The organism is Burkholderia sp. Bp9143, assembly GCF_003853645.1.
In the GTDB taxonomy this organism is placed as follows: Bacteria; Pseudomonadota; Gammaproteobacteria; order Burkholderiales; family Burkholderiaceae; genus Burkholderia.
This window is the reverse complement of sequence record NZ_QTPO01000002.1, coordinates 182,676-199,247: the sequence shown is the minus strand read 5'-3', so window position 1 is coordinate 199,247 and position 16,572 is coordinate 182,676. Positions and strand designations below refer to the sequence as shown.

Annotated in this window: 16 protein-coding genes; 6 read left to right on the top strand and 10 right to left on the bottom strand. The window is 65.6% G+C overall.

Features of this window, described 5'->3' with window-relative positions:
- Nucleotides 1-183 precede the first annotated feature (183 nt).
- The 4 genes from DIE23_RS02370 (at nucleotide 184) to DIE23_RS02350 (ending at nucleotide 5,894) form a co-directional block, all read left to right on the top strand.
- The gene (locus DIE23_RS02370) at nucleotides 184-3,177 is read left to right on the top strand and encodes a ribonucleoside-diphosphate reductase subunit alpha (protein WP_124610629.1); all 2,994 of its coding nucleotides are present in this window, start codon (nucleotides 184-186) and stop codon (nucleotides 3,175-3,177) included.
- A 363-nt stretch (nucleotides 3,178-3,540) separates the two neighbouring features.
- On the top strand, nucleotides 3,541-4,752 hold the full coding sequence (locus DIE23_RS02360) for a ribonucleotide-diphosphate reductase subunit beta (RefSeq protein WP_014898151.1): 1,212 nt from the start codon (nucleotides 3,541-3,543) through the stop codon (nucleotides 4,750-4,752).
- A gap of 82 nt (nucleotides 4,753-4,834) precedes the next feature.
- Nucleotides 4,835-5,161, top strand: a complete 327-nt coding sequence (locus DIE23_RS02355) for a hypothetical protein (RefSeq protein ID WP_124610627.1) — start codon at nucleotides 4,835-4,837, stop codon at nucleotides 5,159-5,161.
- A 28-nt stretch (nucleotides 5,162-5,189) separates the two neighbouring features.
- On the top strand, nucleotides 5,190-5,894 hold the full coding sequence (locus DIE23_RS02350) for a histone H1-like DNA-binding protein (RefSeq protein ID WP_124610626.1): 705 nt from the start codon (nucleotides 5,190-5,192) through the stop codon (nucleotides 5,892-5,894).
- 216 nt (nucleotides 5,895-6,110) lie between these two features.
- Here DIE23_RS02350 and DIE23_RS02345 read toward each other — a convergent pair whose 3' ends face one another.
- From DIE23_RS02345 to DIE23_RS02300, 10 genes are all read right to left on the bottom strand, one after another.
- On the bottom strand, nucleotides 6,111-6,584 hold the full coding sequence (locus tag DIE23_RS02345) for a glycine zipper 2TM domain-containing protein (RefSeq protein WP_059465339.1): 474 nt from the start codon (nucleotides 6,582-6,584) through the stop codon (nucleotides 6,111-6,113).
- Between the two features lie 19 nt (nucleotides 6,585-6,603).
- Nucleotides 6,604-7,542, bottom strand: coding sequence for a carbohydrate kinase family protein (locus tag DIE23_RS02340; protein WP_124610625.1), 939 nt, complete (start codon nucleotides 7,540-7,542; stop codon nucleotides 6,604-6,606).
- 94 nt (nucleotides 7,543-7,636) lie between these two features.
- Nucleotides 7,637-8,140: a thiol peroxidase gene (gene tpx / locus DIE23_RS02335; RefSeq protein ID WP_124610624.1), complete on the bottom strand. Its 504-nt coding sequence runs from the start codon at nucleotides 8,138-8,140 to the stop codon at nucleotides 7,637-7,639.
- Nucleotides 8,141-8,212: 72 nt separating this feature from the next.
- Nucleotides 8,213-9,547 carry a DUF3426 domain-containing protein gene (locus DIE23_RS02330; protein ID WP_124610623.1) on the bottom strand — a complete coding sequence of 445 codons (1,335 nt, stop codon included), beginning with the start codon at nucleotides 9,545-9,547 and terminating at the stop codon, nucleotides 8,213-8,215.
- A gap of 45 nt (nucleotides 9,548-9,592) precedes the next feature.
- Nucleotides 9,593-10,495, bottom strand: a complete 903-nt coding sequence (prmA, locus tag DIE23_RS02325; RefSeq protein ID WP_124610622.1) for a 50S ribosomal protein L11 methyltransferase — start codon at nucleotides 10,493-10,495, stop codon at nucleotides 9,593-9,595.
- A 2-nt stretch (nucleotides 10,496-10,497) separates the two neighbouring features.
- Complete coding sequence (gene accC, locus DIE23_RS02320) at nucleotides 10,498-11,865, bottom strand: acetyl-CoA carboxylase biotin carboxylase subunit (protein WP_059451926.1); 1,368 nt, start codon at nucleotides 11,863-11,865, stop codon at nucleotides 10,498-10,500.
- A gap of 85 nt (nucleotides 11,866-11,950) precedes the next feature.
- Nucleotides 11,951-12,424: an acetyl-CoA carboxylase biotin carboxyl carrier protein gene (accB, locus tag DIE23_RS02315; protein WP_124610621.1), complete on the bottom strand. Its 474-nt coding sequence runs from the start codon at nucleotides 12,422-12,424 to the stop codon at nucleotides 11,951-11,953.
- A 64-nt stretch (nucleotides 12,425-12,488) separates the two neighbouring features.
- Nucleotides 12,489-12,941 carry a type II 3-dehydroquinate dehydratase gene (aroQ, locus tag DIE23_RS02310; RefSeq protein WP_124610620.1) on the bottom strand — a complete coding sequence of 151 codons (453 nt, stop codon included), beginning with the start codon at nucleotides 12,939-12,941 and terminating at the stop codon, nucleotides 12,489-12,491.
- Nucleotides 12,942-13,135: 194 nt separating this feature from the next.
- Nucleotides 13,136-13,690, bottom strand: a complete 555-nt coding sequence (locus DIE23_RS02305) for a TlpA disulfide reductase family protein (RefSeq protein ID WP_124610619.1) — start codon at nucleotides 13,688-13,690, stop codon at nucleotides 13,136-13,138.
- Between the two features lie 7 nt (nucleotides 13,691-13,697).
- The gene (locus DIE23_RS02300) at nucleotides 13,698-14,342 is read right to left on the bottom strand and encodes a UDP-N-acetylmuramate--alanine ligase (protein WP_124610668.1); all 645 of its coding nucleotides are present in this window, start codon (nucleotides 14,340-14,342) and stop codon (nucleotides 13,698-13,700) included.
- 234 nt (nucleotides 14,343-14,576) lie between these two features.
- On the opposite strand from DIE23_RS02300, the gene mpl reads away from it, so the two are divergent.
- Nucleotides 14,577-15,962, top strand: a complete 1,386-nt coding sequence (gene mpl, locus DIE23_RS02295) for a UDP-N-acetylmuramate:L-alanyl-gamma-D-glutamyl-meso-diaminopimelate ligase (protein ID WP_124610618.1) — start codon at nucleotides 14,577-14,579, stop codon at nucleotides 15,960-15,962.
- On the top strand, nucleotides 15,959-16,528 hold the full coding sequence (locus DIE23_RS02290; RefSeq protein WP_124610617.1) for a YqiA/YcfP family alpha/beta fold hydrolase: 570 nt from the start codon (nucleotides 15,959-15,961) through the stop codon (nucleotides 16,526-16,528). Before mpl ends, DIE23_RS02290 begins: the two co-directional genes overlap by 4 nt.
- Nucleotides 16,529-16,572: the final 44 nt, after the last annotated feature.

Genomic DNA, 16,572 nt, shown 5'->3' with positions numbered 1-16,572 from the left:
GCAGCGAACTTCGACGGGGCAGGGTACACATGACGAAGCACACGACCGGATCGGTTGTCGCGCATCGACCGAACCGGCTTCCCCGACGCATCGCTCGCCTCTTACCGCTCGCGCACCCCATTGCGCAGCGTTCGTTTTAATCCGCGGTTCTCTCCGCACCATCCAACACCAGGAGCTTTGCACATGCAAACCACCGACAACGCGACGTCCCAGTACGAGAGCGCCTCGAGCCGTCCGCTCGGCGGGACCGAACAGGGCGCGCAGGCGCTCGCGCCGCAGGCCACGTTCGCCGACTACAAGGTGATCCGCCGCAACGGCAGCGTGGTGTCGTTCGAGCCTTCGAAGATCGCGATTGCGGTGACCAAGGCTTTCCTGGCCGTCAACGGCGGGCAGGGCGCGGCATCGGCGCGCGTGCGCGAACTCGTCGAGCAGCTGACGCACAACGTCGTGCGCGCGCTCGTGCGCAGCCGTCCGAACGGCGGTACGTTCCATATCGAAGACATCCAGGATCAGGTCGAACTCGCGCTGATGCGCGGTGGCGAACACAACGTCGCGCGCGCGTACGTGCTGTATCGCGAGAAGCGTCACCTCGAGCGCCAGCATGCGGGCGAGGAAGCGGCGGCAGCGGGCGGCGAGTCGAGCACCGGCATCAACGTCGTCGACAACGGCGTCACGCGCCCGCTCGACCTGAACGCGCTGCGCGCGCTGATCGTGTCGGCATGCGACGGTCTCGGCGCTGCGGTTAACCCTGACCCGATCGTCGCCGAAACGGTGAAGAACCTGTACGACGGCGTGCCGATGAGCCAGGTCTACGACTCGGCGATCCTCGCTGCGCGCACGATGATCGAAAAGGATCCGGCGTACAGCCAGGTCACGGCCCGCATCCTGCTGCACACGATCCGTCGCGAGATCCTCGGCGAGGAAGTGGTCCAGGCCGAGATGTCGGCACGCTACGCGGAATACTTCCCGCAGTTCCTGAAGCGCGGCGTCGACGCCGGCCTGCTCGACGACAAGCTGCTGCAGTTCGACTTGAAGCGTCTCGGCGAAGCGCTGGACGCGAACCGCGACCTGCAGTTCGGCTACCTCGGCCTGCAGACGCTGTACGACCGTTACTTCCTGCACGTCGACGGCTCGCGCATCGAAATGCCGCAGGCATTCTTCATGCGCGTCGCGATGGGCCTGTCGCTGAACGAGATCGACCGCGAAACGCGCGCGATCGAGTTCTACAACGTGCTGTCGAGCTTCGATTTCATGAGCTCGACGCCGACGCTGTTCAACTCGGGCACGCACCGTTCGCAGCTGTCGTCGTGCTACCTGACGACGGTCGCGGACGACCTCGACGGCATCTATGAAGCGCTGAAGGAAAACGCGCTGCTGTCGAAGTTCGCCGGCGGTCTCGGCAACGACTGGACCCGCGTGCGCGCACTCGGCTCGCATATCAAGGGCACGAACGGCAAGTCGCAAGGCGTGGTCCCGTTCCTTAAGGTCGTCAACGACACGGCCGTCGCGGTCAACCAGGGCGGCAAGCGCAAGGGCGCGGTGTGCGCGTACCTGGAATCGTGGCACCTCGACATCGAGGAATTCCTCGAGCTGCGCAAGAACACCGGCGACGATCGCCGCCGTACGCACGACATGAACACGGCGAACTGGATTCCCGACCTGTTCATGAAGCGCGTGATGGAAGGCGCCGACTGGACGCTGTTCTCGCCGTCGACCTGCCCGGACCTGCACGACAAGTTCGGCGCCGAGTTCGAGGCGGCTTACACGGCTTACGAAGACAAGGTCGCGCGCGGCGAGATCAAGCTGTTCAAGAAGATCCCGGCGCAGCAACTCTGGCGCAAGATGCTCGGCATGCTGTTCGAAACGGGCCACCCGTGGATCACGTTCAAGGATCCGTGCAACGTGCGCTCGCCGCAGCAGCACGTCGGCGTCGTCCACTCGTCGAACCTGTGCACGGAAATCACGCTGAACACGAGCGACACCGAAATCGCGGTGTGCAACCTGGGCTCGGTGAACCTCGTCGCCCACCTGGTGAAGCAGGCCGACGGCAGCTACGCGCTCGACCACGACAAGCTTAAGCGCACGATCAGCGTCGCGATGCGCATGCTCGACAACGTGATCGACATCAACTACTACGCGGTGCCGAAGGCGCGTAACTCGAACCTGAAGCACCGTCCGGTCGGCATGGGCATCATGGGCTTCCAGGACTGCCTGCACCTGCTGCGCACGCCGTACGCGTCGGAAGCGGCGGTCGAGTTCGCCGATCGTTCGATGGAAGCGGTCTGCTACTACGCGTACTACGCGTCGACCGAGCTGGCCGAGGAACGCGGCCGCTACTCGAGCTACCGCGGCTCGCTGTGGGATCGCGGCATCCTCCCGCAAGACACGCTGAAGCTGCTGACGGAAGCGCGCGGCGGCTACGTCGAGGTCGACACGTCCGAGTCGCTCGACTGGACGACGCTGCGTTCGCGGATCGCCGCGCACGGCATGCGCAACTCGAACTGCGTCGCGATCGCGCCGACGGCGACGATCTCGAACATCATCGGCGTGTCGGCGTGCATCGAGCCGACCTTCCAGAACCTGTACGTGAAGTCGAACCTGTCGGGCGAGTTCACGGTGGTCAACGAGTACCTCGTTCGCGACCTGAAGGAACGCGGCCTGTGGGACGAAGTGATGGTCGCCGACCTGAAGTACTTCGACGGCATGCTGTCGCGCATCGACCGCATCCCGGCCGACCTGCGCGCGATCTACGCGACCGCGTTCGAAGTCGACCCGACGTGGCTGGTCGAAGCGGCATCGCGTCGCCAGAAGTGGATCGACCAGGCGCAGTCGCTGAACATCTACATGGGTGGCGCGTCGGGCAAGAAGCTCGACGAGGTCTACAAGCTCGCATGGCTGCGCGGTCTGAAGACGACCTACTACCTCCGCACGATGGCGGCGACGCACGTCGAGAAGTCGACGGTCGCACACGGCGCGCTGAACGCAGTGCCGACGAGCGGTGGCTCGAGCAGCGGCGGCGCGCAAGGCGCGGCAGGCGGCTTCGGTGCGGCAGGCGGCGATGCATCGTCGGGTGCGGTCAATGCGGCACCGGCGCTGGCGCCGGTCGAAGCAGACGGTCCGGTGTGCACGATGCGTCCGGGCGATCCGGGCTTCGACGAGTGCGAAGCCTGCCAGTAACGCGGCGCGCATGACCTGAAGAAGGTTCGGGCGGCGCGCACGACAACCGATCGAGGTTGAAGTGTGCGCCGCTCTCTACTAAAAAAATGATAAGGAATCTGTAACGCGGCACTTGCGTTGCAGGCAGTGACAAGCGATCGAAACATCCCCGACGACGTCGCGTTTCGATCAGCGTTCGATGCGTCGAGCGCACCTCGCGAACCATGCTTGACTCACGTCGCGCGCTGCATGAGCGACGATGCGTTGCTCAAAGTGTTGTATCGAGGTCGCAACGCGAATCGAAAAAAGGATTTTTCGTGAGCGAACCCTTTTATCGCTCAGGAAAAGATGGTACAAACCGTTCTAAATTGATGGTGAGAATTTATGCTCAACTGGGATGACGAGAAGACTGCCGTGACCCCCGCGAGCGGAGCGCAGCAAAACGCGATGCGCACCTCCGCAGGGATGGCTGTCGGAATGCAGGCTGCAACGCCTGCCGCCCATCAGGTCCGCGACATTTTCGAAGGCGATCTTGCGGTGCCGCCGCAAGCATCGGCTGTTCCCGCTGGCGGTTCGGAAGCACGGGTCAATGTCGCCGACAAGCGCATCATCAACGGCCAGACTGACGTCAATCAGCTGGTGCCGTTCAAGTACAAGTGGGCGTGGGAAAAGTATCTGGCGGGTTGCGCGAACCACTGGATGCCGCAGGAAATCAACATGTCCCGCGACATCGCACTGTGGAAGGACCCGAACGGTCTGACCGAGGACGAGCGCCGCATCGTCAAGCGCAACCTCGGCTTCTTCGTGACGGCCGATTCGCTCGCCGCGAATAACATCGTGCTCGGCACGTACCGCCACATCACGGCGCCCGAGTGCCGGCAGTTCCTGCTGCGCCAGGCGTTCGAAGAAGCGATCCACACGCACGCGTACCAATACATTGTCGAATCGCTCGGTCTCGACGAAGGCGAGATCTTCAACGCGTACCACGAGGTCACGTCGATCCGCGCGAAGGACGAATTCCTGATCCCGTTTATCCACACGCTGACGGACCCGGCCTTCAAGACTGGCACGCTCGAAGCGGATCAGAAGCTGCTGAAGTCGCTGATCGTGTTCGCCTGCATCATGGAAGGCCTGTTCTTCTATGTCGGCTTCACGCAGATTCTCGCGCTCGGCCGCCAGAACAAGATGACGGGTGCTGCAGAGCAATATCAGTACATCCTGCGTGACGAGTCGATGCACTGCAATTTCGGCATCGACCTGATCAACCAGATCAAGCTCGAGAACCCGCATCTCTGGACCGCGGAATTCCGCGCCGAGATCCGCGAGTTGTTCAAGCAGGCTGTCGAACTCGAATACCGCTACGCCGAGGACACGATGCCGCGCGGCGTGCTGGGTCTGAACGCGTCGATGTTCAAGAGCTATCTGCGCTTCATCAGCAACCGCCGTTGCCAGCAGATCGGCCTCGACCCGCTGTACCCGAACGAGGAAAACCCGTTCCCGTGGATGAGCGAGATGATCGACCTGAAGAAGGAGCGCAACTTCTTCGAGACGCGTGTGATCGAGTATCAGACGGGCGGCGCGCTGTCCTGGGAATAACCCGCAGCAGCGAACCCGTCACATGATGGAGCAGCCGGTGGCCTCTCGGCCCCGGCCCAAGGTTTAGGAGCAAGAACGCCTGATGCAAAGCATGCCCGGTGCCTTAACGGCCCAACGACATGATCGGCACTTTGCGAACCCTTCAGTGGGATGGGCAAACTTCCCTCCGGAAAAAGCGGACGGCCGTGTGGCCGTCCGCTTGATCAAGCGATTAGGGGTGGCGGTGCGAAGCGCACCGGCTACCGACTTGATTTGGCGCGCGAGGCCATGGGGTCACGCGCGCCATACCGTATTCATTAGCGTAAGCGCGCGGTATCCGCGTACGCCGATGAATAGCCCGCTTCGAAGCGCACGTCCTGAACAGCGTCCGCGGGAAGCGGGTTTTGACGAAGGGTGTAGTTTGAACTGACTCTCATCTGAACCTGAAGGAGAACAACATGGCTACTGCCAAGAAGAAACCGGCTGCTAAGAAGGTTGCTGCCAAGAAGACCGTTGCGAAGAAGGCTGCTGCTCCGGCGAAGAAGGCCGCTGCAGTGAAGAAGGTTGCTGCGAAGAAGGTCGCGGTGAAGAAGGTTGCCGCGAAGAAGGCAGCACCGGCGAAGAAGGCCGCTGCGAAGAAGGTCGCGGCAAAGAAGGTCGCAACGAAGAAGGTTGCAGCCAAGAAGGTTGCTGCGAAGAAAGTCGCGGTGAAGAAGGTTGCCGCGAAGAAGGCAGCACCGGCGAAGAAGGCCGCTGCGAAGAAGGTTGCAGCCAAGAAAGTCGCAGTAAAGAAGGTTGCTGCGAAGAAGGCCGCACCGGCGAAGAAGGCTGCTGCCAAGAAGGCCGCGCCTGCGAAGAAGGCTGCCGCGAAGAAGGCTGCGCCTGCGAAGAAGGCTGCCGCGAAGAAGGCTGCACCTGCCAAGAAGGCTGCCCCTGCGAAGAAGGCTGCTGCTGCACCGAAGGCTGCCGCTGCACCGAAGGCTGCCGCTGCACCGAAGGCCGCCGCACCGGCGAAGAAGGCTGCTGCTCCGAAGAAGGCCGTCGTGAAGAAGGCTGCACCGGCAACCACCGCGTCGACCGCATCGGTCGCGCCGGCATCGGGCGTGAAGACCGCGCTCAACCCGGCAGCGGCATGGCCGTTCCCGACCGGCAGCCGTCCGTAATCGCGGCTGACCAGTACCACCCGGACACTCACGTGGTGTCCGTGGGTTGAGTAGCGCTACTCAATCAATCCCGCCATCTGGCTCAGGTGGCGGGATTTTTTTCGTCCGTATTCATCGATGTGCCGGCCGGTTGCCGGTCACGGACGAAAAAAAACGCATGTGCAGCTTCGCACATGCGTTCGACCGCGGCTTGCGCCGCGTGCTGAGGATGCTCGGTTAGTGCGTGACGCGCGTGACGCCGCCGCTCGACAGCAGCCGCACACGTTCACCGGCGCGGAACATCTCGCCGCTCGCCGCCTGCGTGATCGAGCGCAGGTCGCCGTTGTCGAGGCGCACGGTGATTTCGACACCGTTCGCCGTGCTGAGGTTTTCGCCGACCGCGTTACCCGCGACCGCGCCGACGAGACCGCCCGCGATGGCCGTCAGGATCGACCCCTTGCCGCCGCCGATCGCGCTACCCGCGACTGCGCCGAGCGCACCGCCGCCGAGCGTGCCGATCGCGCTGCCGCCACCGTCGGACTGGATGCGTACGGCACGGACGCTTTCGACCGTGCCCATGCGGACGGTTTGTTCGCGCTGCGCCTGGCCGACGCTATAGACATCTGCCGAGCCCGGCGCCGTGAAGCAGCCGGCGAGCGTCAGGGTGGCCGTCAGCATGGCCGCGAGCGTGAGGGTTTTCTTGGTCAACATTCGTGCTCTCCCACAATATTCATTTGAGACTGTAACCGAAGACAGCCTCGAAGCGCGCGTCGATTTCGGCGCGCGTCAGTGCGTAAGTCTGGGGCCCCTGGTGGGCGATCTTGATCGAGCCCATGAGGCTCGCGAGGCGGCCCGTGGTTGCCCAGTCGAGGCCATTCTCGATGCCGTACAGCAGGCCGCCCCGGAAGGCGTCGCCGCAACCGGTCGGATCGACGACACGCTCGGCTTGCACGACCGGAATCTGTTCTTCGCCGTTTTTGTGAAGAATGGTGGAGCCGTGCTCGCCGCGCGTGATGATCAACGCCTGAACCCGGCTGGCGATTTCCTGTTCGGACCAGCCCGTCTTGTCGCTGACGAGCTTGCCCTCGTAGTCGTTGACCGCGACGAAGGTCGCGAGTTCAATGATGCGGCGCAGCGTCGCACCGTCGAACAGCGGCAGGCCCTGGCCCGGATCGAAGATGAACGGGATGCCGGCCTTCGCGAATTGTTCGGCGTGCTGGACCATCCCGTCGAAGCCGTCCGGCGCGACGATGCCGAGCTTCACGCCCGACACTTCGTCCGCGCGGTTCAGGTGCGACTGCATCATCGCGCCCGGGTGGAATGCGGTGATCTGGTTGTTCTCGAGATCGGTCGTGATCATCGCCTGCGCGGTGTGCGTTTCAGGCACTACGCGCACGCTGGCCTTGGACAGGCCGAGGCTGTCGAGACGCTCGAGATAGCGGTCGGCGTCGTTCGCGCCGACCGTCGCCATGATGCGCGCGTCGCCGCCGAGCATGTGCAGCGCGTAGGCGATGTTCCCCGCGCAACCGCCGAATTCGCGACGCATCGTCGGCACGAGGAAGCTCACGTTCAGAAGGTGAACCTGGTCGGGCAGGATGTGCTCGCGAAACCGGCCTTCGAAGGTCATGATGTTGTCGTAGGCGAGCGAGCCGCAAATCAGCGTAGTCAAGGCGTGCGTTCCTGTAGAGAGCAAAAGGAGGCGGCCGCCCGGCCGGCGCGCGGAGGCCGTCGGGCCCAGCGCGGCAGGGTCGGGCGGCTGCGGGTTACTTCAGTGCGGCGAGCGCTGCGTCGTAGTTCGGCTCGTCCTTGATCTCGCCGACGAGTTCCGCGTGGATCACCTTGTCCTGCGCGTCGAGCACGACGACCGCGCGGGCCGTCAGGCCGTTCAGCGGGCCGCTCGTCACGTCGACGCCGTACGCGTTCGCGAACGCGCGGCCGGCGCGGAACGTCGAAGCCGTCACGACGTTTGCGAGGCCTTCGGTCGTGCAGAAGCGCGTGGCGGCGAACGGCAGGTCGCCGGACACGACGACCACGACCGTGTTGTCGAGCGACGACGCGGCTTCGTTGAACTTGCGGGTCGACGTCGCGCAGGTCGGCGTATCGAGGCTCGGGACGATGTTCAGCACCTTGCGCTTGCCGGCGAAGCTGGCGAGCGACAGATCGGCGAGGTCCTTGCCGACCAGCTTGAAGTCGGGGGCTTGCGAGCCGACGGCCGGGAACGTGCCGGCGAGATCGATCGGGTTGCCACCCAGCGTAACTTTGCTCATGTTCGTGCTCCGAAATAGCGCGCCGCTCCGGCGCGCGGGTTGAGACGGCGCGCATGTGCGCGCCGCGGGGCGTCACGGATAGAAGATCTGGACGCGGAAATTCGAGGCGGGCGCGCCGTTCGTGTCGAGACGGACGACCATCGTCTGCGTCATGCCGGGCGGCAGCCCGGCGTCGATCGGCGTGCCCGGGCGCACGTAGTCGCGCGGCGCGAGCACGCGGCGCACGGTCACGTGATTCGTGTCGTCGAGCAGCGTCAGCTCGAGCGACGGGTAGGCGAGTGCGACGCGGTAGCGGTTCGTCAGCGGCACCTTCAGCTCCAGCACGCGCGGGCCGTCGAGCTGGCGCAGGTCGGCCGCGTCGAGCCGCAGGCCGTCGATCGCGCGCGGCGGCGTGACCGTGCAGCCGAGCGGCGCACACGCCTGCCGGAACCAGCCCTGCGTGACGGGCCAGTAGATCATCACGCTTTCGCGCTGCCACCACGCGAGTTGCGCGACGAGCAGTACCGCGAGCGCGGCGGCGACGAGTCCGCCGAAAAAGCCGCCGAGCATCCCGCGTTGCTGCGGCGCGCGCGTTTCGCGCGTGACGGCGAAGTGCGGGCGGTCGTCGTCAGTCAGTGCGGCGGGGAAGGGGACGGCCGGTTGGACGGCCGGTTCGCTGGCGGCCGCAGCCGGTGCGGGGGCGCGCTCGTCGGCGTCGGCATCGGGTTCAGGGACGGCCTGCGCCGGCGTGAACGCGAAGCGCGGTTCGCGCGGTGCGCGTTCGTCGTCGGGTACGGCGAAGTGCGCGTGGGCGACGGGTTCGTCCGTGTCTGCGGCCGACGGCGGGTGCACGACGAAGCGCGGTTCGCGCAGGTCGGGTTCGGCGGGCGGCGTGGCCCGCGACGTGCCCGATGCGTCGGATTCGTGCGGCGTCGCATCCGGTCCGGCCGGTTGCGACGCGACAGCGTGCAGCTCGGCCGGGGCCGATGCGATCGGCGCGGGCGTTCCGGACAGGTGAACGACGCCGGCGTCCGTTGCCGGCAGCGCGAGCGGCACCAGCGGCTCGGCGCGTACGGTCTGCACGTTGTGCTGCAGGGACGGGTCGACGCCGGCATCGAGCCACGGCGCCCACATGTCCCAGCCTTCTGGCTTGTAATCGGAACCGGACGCCGGTTCGACCGGTGCGTCGGTGGTGAAGAGCCGCGCGGGCGCGGCGTCGTGTTGCGGCGCGGCGGCGGCCGGCTCGGCCGGCGCCGCTTCGGTCAGAGCGGTTTCCGGCTGCTGCGCCGGATCGGGCACGAGCGACTGCGATGCGTTGAAGACCTGCTGGCAGTGTCCGCAACGCACGAGCCCGTCATGCAGCGAGAGCTGTTCCTGCTGCAGCCGGAAGACGGTTTCGCAATGAGGGCAGCGCGTCGCAAGAAGCATGTCGAGCCGGGCGGCCTGCTGGCCAGAGTGAAGGACAGCGCTATTCTAATGGCTTTCGCGCCGGGTTCCGGCGAGGCACACCCAACCTTCGTGTTCGCGCCAGACCGAGATGTCGACGTAGCGCGCATAGACGGCCGCGACTTCGTCCGCCTGGCGCGCGAGCACGCCCGACAGCGCGATGCGCCCGCCCGGTTTCACCTTCGATGCGAGCATCGATGCCATCAGCTTCAGCGGGTTCGACAGGATGTTGGCGACGACGATGTCGAATTCGCCGGCCGGGCACGCGTCGGGCAGCCCGTACGTGACTTCCGCATGGTTGCGTTCGCTGTTCTGCCGCGCCGATTCAACCGCCTGCGGATCGATGTCGATGCCGACCACGGGGTTCGCCCCGCATTTCTGCGCGAGGATCGCCAGAATGCCCGAGCCGCAGCCGTAGTCGAGCACCGACTGGCCGGGCTTCACCGACTGTTCGAGCCATTCCATGCACAGGCGCGTGGTCGGGTGGCTGCCGGTGCCGAATGCGAGACCGGGGTCGAGTTCGAGGATCAGCGCGTCGGGGTCGGGTGCGTCGTGCCACGACGGCACGACCCAGATGCGTTCGCCGATCGGAATCGGCTCGAATTGCGACTGCGTGAGCCGCACCCAGTCCTGCTCCTCGACTTCGCGCACGTCGAACTTCGGCGTCTCGGCGACACCGATCTCGTTCGCGGCCGCCGCAAGCAGCACGGCTGGCTCGTGATCGGGCGACAGCAGCGCGATCACGCGCGAGTGCTGCCACGCGCTGCGTTCGGGAACGAGGCCAGGCTCGCCGAAGAGCGGCTGTTCGTCGGGCGTGTCGGCGTCGGCGTCCTCGACGGACACCGACAGCGCGCCGAGGTCGAGCAGCGCGTCGGACAACGCCTCCGCATGCTCACGGGCCAGTTCGACGACGAGTTCGCGATAGCTCATGCTTACGCTTCTTCCGGTGCGACCTGCTGCTTCTGGGCGAGCCGGTGTTCGAGGTAGTGGATGCTGGTGCCGCCTTCGACGAACTTCGAGTCGATCATCAACTCGCGGTGCAGCGGGATGTTGGTCTGGATGCCTTCGACGACCATTTCCGACAATGCGATGCGCATCCGGCGGATCGCCTGGTCGCGCGTCGCGCCGTAGGTGATCAGCTTGCCGATCATCGAATCATAGTTCGGCGGCACGAAATAGCCATTGTATGCATGCGAGTCGACGCGCACGCCGGGTCCGCCCGGTGTATGCCACGACGTGATCCGGCCCGGCGACGGCGTGAACTTGAACGGATCTTCCGCGTTGATCCGGCATTCGATCGCATGTCCGCGGAACTGGATGTCGCGCTGGCGCAGCGTGAGCTTCTCGCCGGCCGCGATGCGGATCTGTTCCTGCACGATGTCGACGCCCGTGATCATCTCAGATACCGGGTGCTCGACCTGCACGCGCGTGTTCATCTCGATGAAGTAGAACTCGTTGTTCTCGTACAGGAATTCGAACGTGCCCGCACCGAGGTAGCCCATCTTCTTGCACGCGTCCGCGCAGCGGTCGCCGATGCGCTCGATCAGGCGGCGCGGAATGCCGGGCGCCGGCGCTTCCTCGATCACCTTCTGGTGACGGCGCTGCATCGAGCAGTCGCGCTCGCCGAGCCAGATCGCGTTCTTGTGCGCGTCGGACAGCACCTGGATTTCGATGTGGCGCGGGTTCTCGAGGAACTTCTCCATGTATACCTGCGGGTTGCCGAACGCACGGCCGGCTTCCTCGCGGGTCATGTTGACCGCGTTGACGAGCGCGGCCTCGGTATGCACGACGCGCATCCCGCGCCCGCCGCCGCCGCCCGCTGCCTTGATGATCACCGGATAGCCGATCGCGCGCGCAATCTTCACGATCTCCTTCGGATCGTCCGGCAACGCGCCTTCCGAACCCGGCACGCACGGCACGCCGGTCTTGATCATGGTCTGCTTCGCGGTGACCTTGTCGCCCATCAGGCGGATCGTTTCCGGACGCGGGCCGATGAACGTGAAGCCCGACTGCTCGACGCGCTCCGCGAAGTCGGCGTTCTCCGACAGGAAGCCGTAGCCGGGGTGGATCGCCTCGGCATCGGTGACTTCCGCGGCGCTGATCAGCGCCGGCATGTTCAGGTAGCTCAGGTTCGACGGAGCCGGGCCGATACAGACGGCTTCGTCCGCGAGGCGCACGTACTTGGCTTCCTTGTCGGCTTCCGAGTAGACGACCACCGTCTTGACGCCGAGCTCGCGGCACGCACGCTGGATGCGCAGCGCGATTTCACCGCGGTTGGCAATGAGGATTTTTTCAAACATAGCGAGTATTCGTCTCTTCGAGGGGCGCGCGAACGGCGCCTGGCGAGCATCGGCGGCGCGCGGCCGGGTGGGCCGCGCGGTGTACTTAGCCGATCACGAAAAGCGGCTGGCCGTATTCGACGGCCTGGCCGTTCTCGACGAGGATTTCCTTGATCACGCCGGCCTTGTCCGACTCGATCTCGTTGAGCAGCTTCATCGCTTCGATGATGCAGATGGTCTGGCCTTCCTTGACCGTGTCACCGACCTGGGTGAACGGGTCCGCGCCCGGCGACGGCGCGCGATAGAACGTGCCGACCATCGGCGACGTCACGACGTGGCCTTGCGGGACGGCGGGCGCGGCGGCGCCTGCGGCCGGCGCGCCCGCCGCGCCTTCGGTCGGCAGCGCGACCGACGGGATCGGTGCGCTGATCTGCGGGGCAAATCCGCCCGTCGGCTGGACATAGACCGGCGGCGCGTTCTTGACGATACGCACCTTGCCTTCGCCTTCCGTCACTTCCAGCTCGGAGATGCCGGATTCGGAGACGAGGTCGATCAGAGTTTTCAGCTTACGAAGATCCATCGGGAATTCCCCTTTCAATACGTGAAAGCGCCGGTGAGACCGGCGCTGAATCTAGATCGCGAAATCAGCCGCGCGACGCGCCTTGCAGCTTGTCCAGCGCGTACTCGAGCGCGTACAGATAGCCTTTCCAGCCGAGCCCGCAGATCACGCCTTCGGCCTGGTCGGAAAAGTAGGAGTGGTGCCTGAACGCTTCGCGGCGGTGCACGTTCGACAGATGAACCTCGACGAACGGGATGCCAACGCCGGCGATCGCGTCCCGGATCGCGACGCTCGTATGCGTATACGCGGCGGGATTGATCAGGATGAAATCGGTCTGTTCCTCCCGCGCGGCCTGGATGCGGTCGACGAGCGCGCCTTCATGGTTGCTCTGGAACGACGACAGTTCGGCGCCGGCTTCCTGAGCCCGCGCGGCAAGCGCCTGATCGATCTGCGCGAGCGTGACGCAGCCGTACACCTCCGGTTCCCGGGTGCCGAGAAGGTTCAGGTTGGGGCCGTGCAGCACCAGCAATCGTGTCATGGTCGCTTCTATTTCTGCGGAATTGCGCGAACTTTAGCGCTATTTAGAGAAATTTGTCTAGTTTTGCCGAACGGCCGGGCGCGCCGGACCCGCAAGAATTACCGGTGCGGCTGCAAAGTATCAGCGAATTCACGTGAATTTGCGGCGATCGACGCACAAGTCGCCGCCAACGTGCGGGCCGCCGTTCGGGGCAATCACAGCGCGTCGAGGGTCTTTTTCAGCTCGGCCGGATGGATTTGTCCCAATTTTGTCTCGCGAATCTTGCCGGTTTCGTCGATGACGACGGTAAACGGCAGCGCGCCGGCGGTATTTCCGAAATTACGGGCCAGATCGGCGCCCGCATAGCCGCTGACGAAAACCGGATAGTCGACCTTCACCTTCTGCAGAAAGTTCTTCACGTTCTGGTTGGAATCGACGCCGATCCCGATGAAGCGGATGCCTTTCTGCTTGTATTGGTGCGACAGCGCGACGAGCTCCGGCATCTCCTCGACGCACGGGCCGCACCACGATGCCCAGAAATTGACCACGATCTTCTGGCCCTTGAAGGAAGCGAGTGAGGCCGGCTTGCCGTCGACGCCGGTCAGCGACGCGGCCCACAACTGGTCGACCGGGCTGCCTTGCGCGGCGGGTGCGGCGACGGCGACGCCGTCATCGGCGCTGCCGCCGCGGAACCAGTGGCCGGCGGCGAGCCCGCCGGCGACGGCGGCGGCGGCGACTACCGCGAGCGCCAACATGCGTTTCATCATCATCGTTGAATCATTCCGGTTCGGAAGGGGCGTTGCTGGCCTCGAGGAGCGCCCGCAATGCGGCGGCGTCCGCGCGGGCGACCCGGCCGCGGGCGTCGGCCTTGACCGCGCCGCGCAGGTCGTCGCTCGCGTAGAGCGCGACGTGAATGCCGGTCGCGTCCACGTCGCGCCGCGGGCGCCACAGGAAGCTCAGCGTCTCGACGTCCGCGCGACCGGCGAAATGCCGCGTCTCGGACACGTCGTACTGAACGTTCTGGTTCAGCAGGTAGATCGAGACGTCCTTCGGGTTGTCGGTGAATATCTGCAAATGGATGTCCGAATGCGCGTTCGCGGTGCCGTTCAGCACCGCGCCCGTCACATACGGATTGAACTCGGCGAGCCGGCGCATCCAGTCGAGCGCGACCTCGCGCAGGCAGCGCAGTTCGTCCGGTTGCGTGTCGCTCTGGAACAGGGCGAGGTACTCGCGCAGTTCTTCCTCGATCAGGTCGTTATCCGGCAGCCATTCGCCGGCAACGCGCGTATCGCCGAACAGCTGGCGCGCGGCCTTGCGTTTCGCGCTGGCGTAATCGAGGCCGTCCTCCGCGATCAGGCGGGCGGCGGACTGGGCGATTTCCTCGCGGGCGCGCCGCGGGTCGACAAAAGGTTTGCGAGACATGATCCGGCAATCATACTCGATCGCCGCCACGGCCGAATCCGGTGCGGCTGCGTGCCGTCCGCCGCGCCGGGCAGCCTCCCGATCCATCGTTCGGGCCGCCGGGCACGGCGGCCCGTCAGTTACAATGACGGTCTTTGTGTCGCGGCGAAAGTCGTTGGCCGGGCGGCCTGTCCGGCGTGCCGCAGACCATCCTTTCCGAATCGACGGCGCCCGGCGGCGCGAAAGCATTCATCTATGCACATCCACATTCTTGGCATCTGCGGCACCTTCATGGGCGGTCTCGCCGTGCTCGCGCGCGAGGCGGGCCACACGGTGACGGGTTGCGACGCGGGCGTCTATCCGCCGATGAGCACGCAGCTCGAGGCGCAGGGCATCACGCTGATCGAGGGCTACGGCGCCGAGCAGATCGACCTGAAGCCCGACCTGTTCGTGATCGGCAACGTCGTCACGCGCGGCAACCCGCTGATGGAGGCGATCCTCGATCGCGGCCTGCCGTATGTGTCCGGCCCGCAATGGCTCGGCGAGCACGTGCTGGCCGGCAAATGGGTGCTGGCGGTCGCGGGCACGCACGGCAAGACGACCACGTCGTCGATGCTCGCATGGCTGCTGGAAGATGCCGGCCTGAACCCGGGCTTCCTGATCGGCGGCGTGCCGCTGAACTTCGGCGTGTCGGCGCGGCTGACCGATTCGAGCTTCTTCGTGATCGAGGCCGACGAATACGATACGGCGTTCTTCGACAAGCGCTCGAAGTTCGTCCACTACCGGCCGCGCACCGCGGTGCTCAACAATCTCGAATTCGATCACGCCGACATCTTCCCGGATCTCGCCGCGATCGAAACGCAATTCCACCATCTCGTGCGCACCGTGCCGGGCGTTGGCCGGATCGTGACCAACGGCCGCTCGGATGCGCTGGAGCGCGTGCTCGCGCGCGGCTGCTGGAGCGAGGTCGAGCGCTTCGGCGTCGACGGCGGCTGGCAGGCGCTGCCGGCCGAGGACGGCGTGCCGGTCGACGAGCGCTTCGCGGTGTATTCGCACGCAGAGCGCGTCGGTGAAGTCGCGTGGCAGGTGCAGGGCGACCACAACCGGATGAACGCGCTCGCGGCGATCGCCGCCGCGCGCCACGTCGGCGTGCCGCCTGCGCAGGCCGCCGAATCCCTCGCGTCGTTCCGCAACGTGAAGCGGCGCATGGAAGTGCGCGGCAGCGTGGATGGTGTAACCGTCTACGACGACTTCGCGCACCATCCGACCGCGATCGAAACCACGATCGCCGGCCTTCGTGCGCGCATCGGCCGCCAACATTCCCGCATTCTCGCCGTGCTCGAGCCGCGTTCGAACACGATGAAGCTCGGCGTGATGAAGGCGCAACTGCCGGCCAGCCTCGCCGACGCCGATTTCGTATTCGGCTACGGTGCCCCGACCGGACGCGACGCGCTCGGCTGGAACCTCGGCGATGCGCTCGCGCCGCTCGGCGACAAGGCGCGCGCGTTCGACGATCTCCATCTGCTGGTGAAGTCGGTCGTCGAGGCCGCGCGCCCGGGCGACCACGTGCTCGTGATGAGCAACGGCGGTTTCGGCGGCGTGCACCAGAAGCTGCTCGACGCGCTCGGGAGCCGCACGTGATCCTGTACCTGCACGGGTTTCGGTCGTCGCCGGAGTCGCAGAAGTCGCGGCTGCTCGCCGCGCGCATGGCCGAACTCGGCCGCATGCACGCGTGGCGCTGCCCGTCGCTGTCGGTGTCGCCCCTGGAGGCGATCGCCGTCGCGGAAGCCGAGGTGGCCGGTGCGCGCGACGTGACGGTGATCGGCAGTTCGCTCGGCGGCTACTACGCGACCTGGCTCGCCGAAAAGCACGGCTGGAAGGCGGTGCTGCTGAACCCGGCGATCGTGCCGCAGCGCGATCTCGAGCAACATCTGGGCGAACAGCCGCTGTGGCACGGCGGCGGGTCGATCGTCGTCGAACGCCATCACCTGCAGGAGCTCGATGCGCTGCGCGTGCCGGCGATTTCGCGGCCCGAACGCTACTATCTGTTCGCGGCGACGGGCGACGAAGTGCTCGACTACCGCGAGATGCTCGCCCACTACCCGGGCGCGAAAACGCGCGTGATCGAAGGCAGCGATCACGGAATCAGCGAATTTGCCGACTATGTCGACGACGTTCTCGCCTTTTGCGACGACAGAACGTCATGAACCCGGCGTCATGCCGATCGAATTCCCATCATCATGCGGCGCCG

Bases quoted from the DNA above. Each gene is read 5' to 3' on its own strand.
- DIE23_RS02370 (WP_124610629.1), top strand. From the start codon at position 184: ATGCAAACCACCGACAACGCGACGTCCCAGTACGAGAGCGCCTCGAGC.
- DIE23_RS02360 (WP_014898151.1), top strand. From the start codon at position 3,541: ATGCTCAACTGGGATGACGAGAAGACTGCCGTGACCCCCGCGAGCGGA.
- DIE23_RS02355 (WP_124610627.1), top strand. From the start codon at position 4,835: ATGCAAAGCATGCCCGGTGCCTTAACGGCCCAACGACATGATCGGCAC.
- DIE23_RS02350 (WP_124610626.1), top strand. From the start codon at position 5,190: ATGGCTACTGCCAAGAAGAAACCGGCTGCTAAGAAGGTTGCTGCCAAG.
- DIE23_RS02345 (WP_059465339.1), bottom strand. From the start codon at position 6,584: ATGTTGACCAAGAAAACCCTCACGCTCGCGGCCATGCTGACGGCCACC.
- tpx (WP_124610624.1), bottom strand. From the start codon at position 8,140: ATGAGCAAAGTTACGCTGGGTGGCAACCCGATCGATCTCGCCGGCACG.
- DIE23_RS02330 (WP_124610623.1), bottom strand. From the start codon at position 9,547: ATGCTTCTTGCGACGCGCTGCCCTCATTGCGAAACCGTCTTCCGGCTG.
- prmA (WP_124610622.1), bottom strand. From the start codon at position 10,495: ATGAGCTATCGCGAACTCGTCGTCGAACTGGCCCGTGAGCATGCGGAG.
- accC (WP_059451926.1), bottom strand. From the start codon at position 11,865: ATGTTTGAAAAAATCCTCATTGCCAACCGCGGTGAAATCGCGCTGCGC.
- accB (WP_124610621.1), bottom strand. From the start codon at position 12,424: ATGGATCTTCGTAAGCTGAAAACTCTGATCGACCTCGTCTCCGAATCC.
- aroQ (WP_124610620.1), bottom strand. From the start codon at position 12,941: ATGACACGATTGCTGGTGCTGCACGGCCCCAACCTGAACCTTCTCGGC.
- DIE23_RS02305 (WP_124610619.1), bottom strand. From the start codon at position 13,690: ATGATGATGAAACGCATGTTGGCGCTCGCGGTAGTCGCCGCCGCCGCC.
- DIE23_RS02300 (WP_124610668.1), bottom strand. From the start codon at position 14,342: ATGTCTCGCAAACCTTTTGTCGACCCGCGGCGCGCCCGCGAGGAAATC.
- mpl (WP_124610618.1), top strand. From the start codon at position 14,577: ATGCACATCCACATTCTTGGCATCTGCGGCACCTTCATGGGCGGTCTC.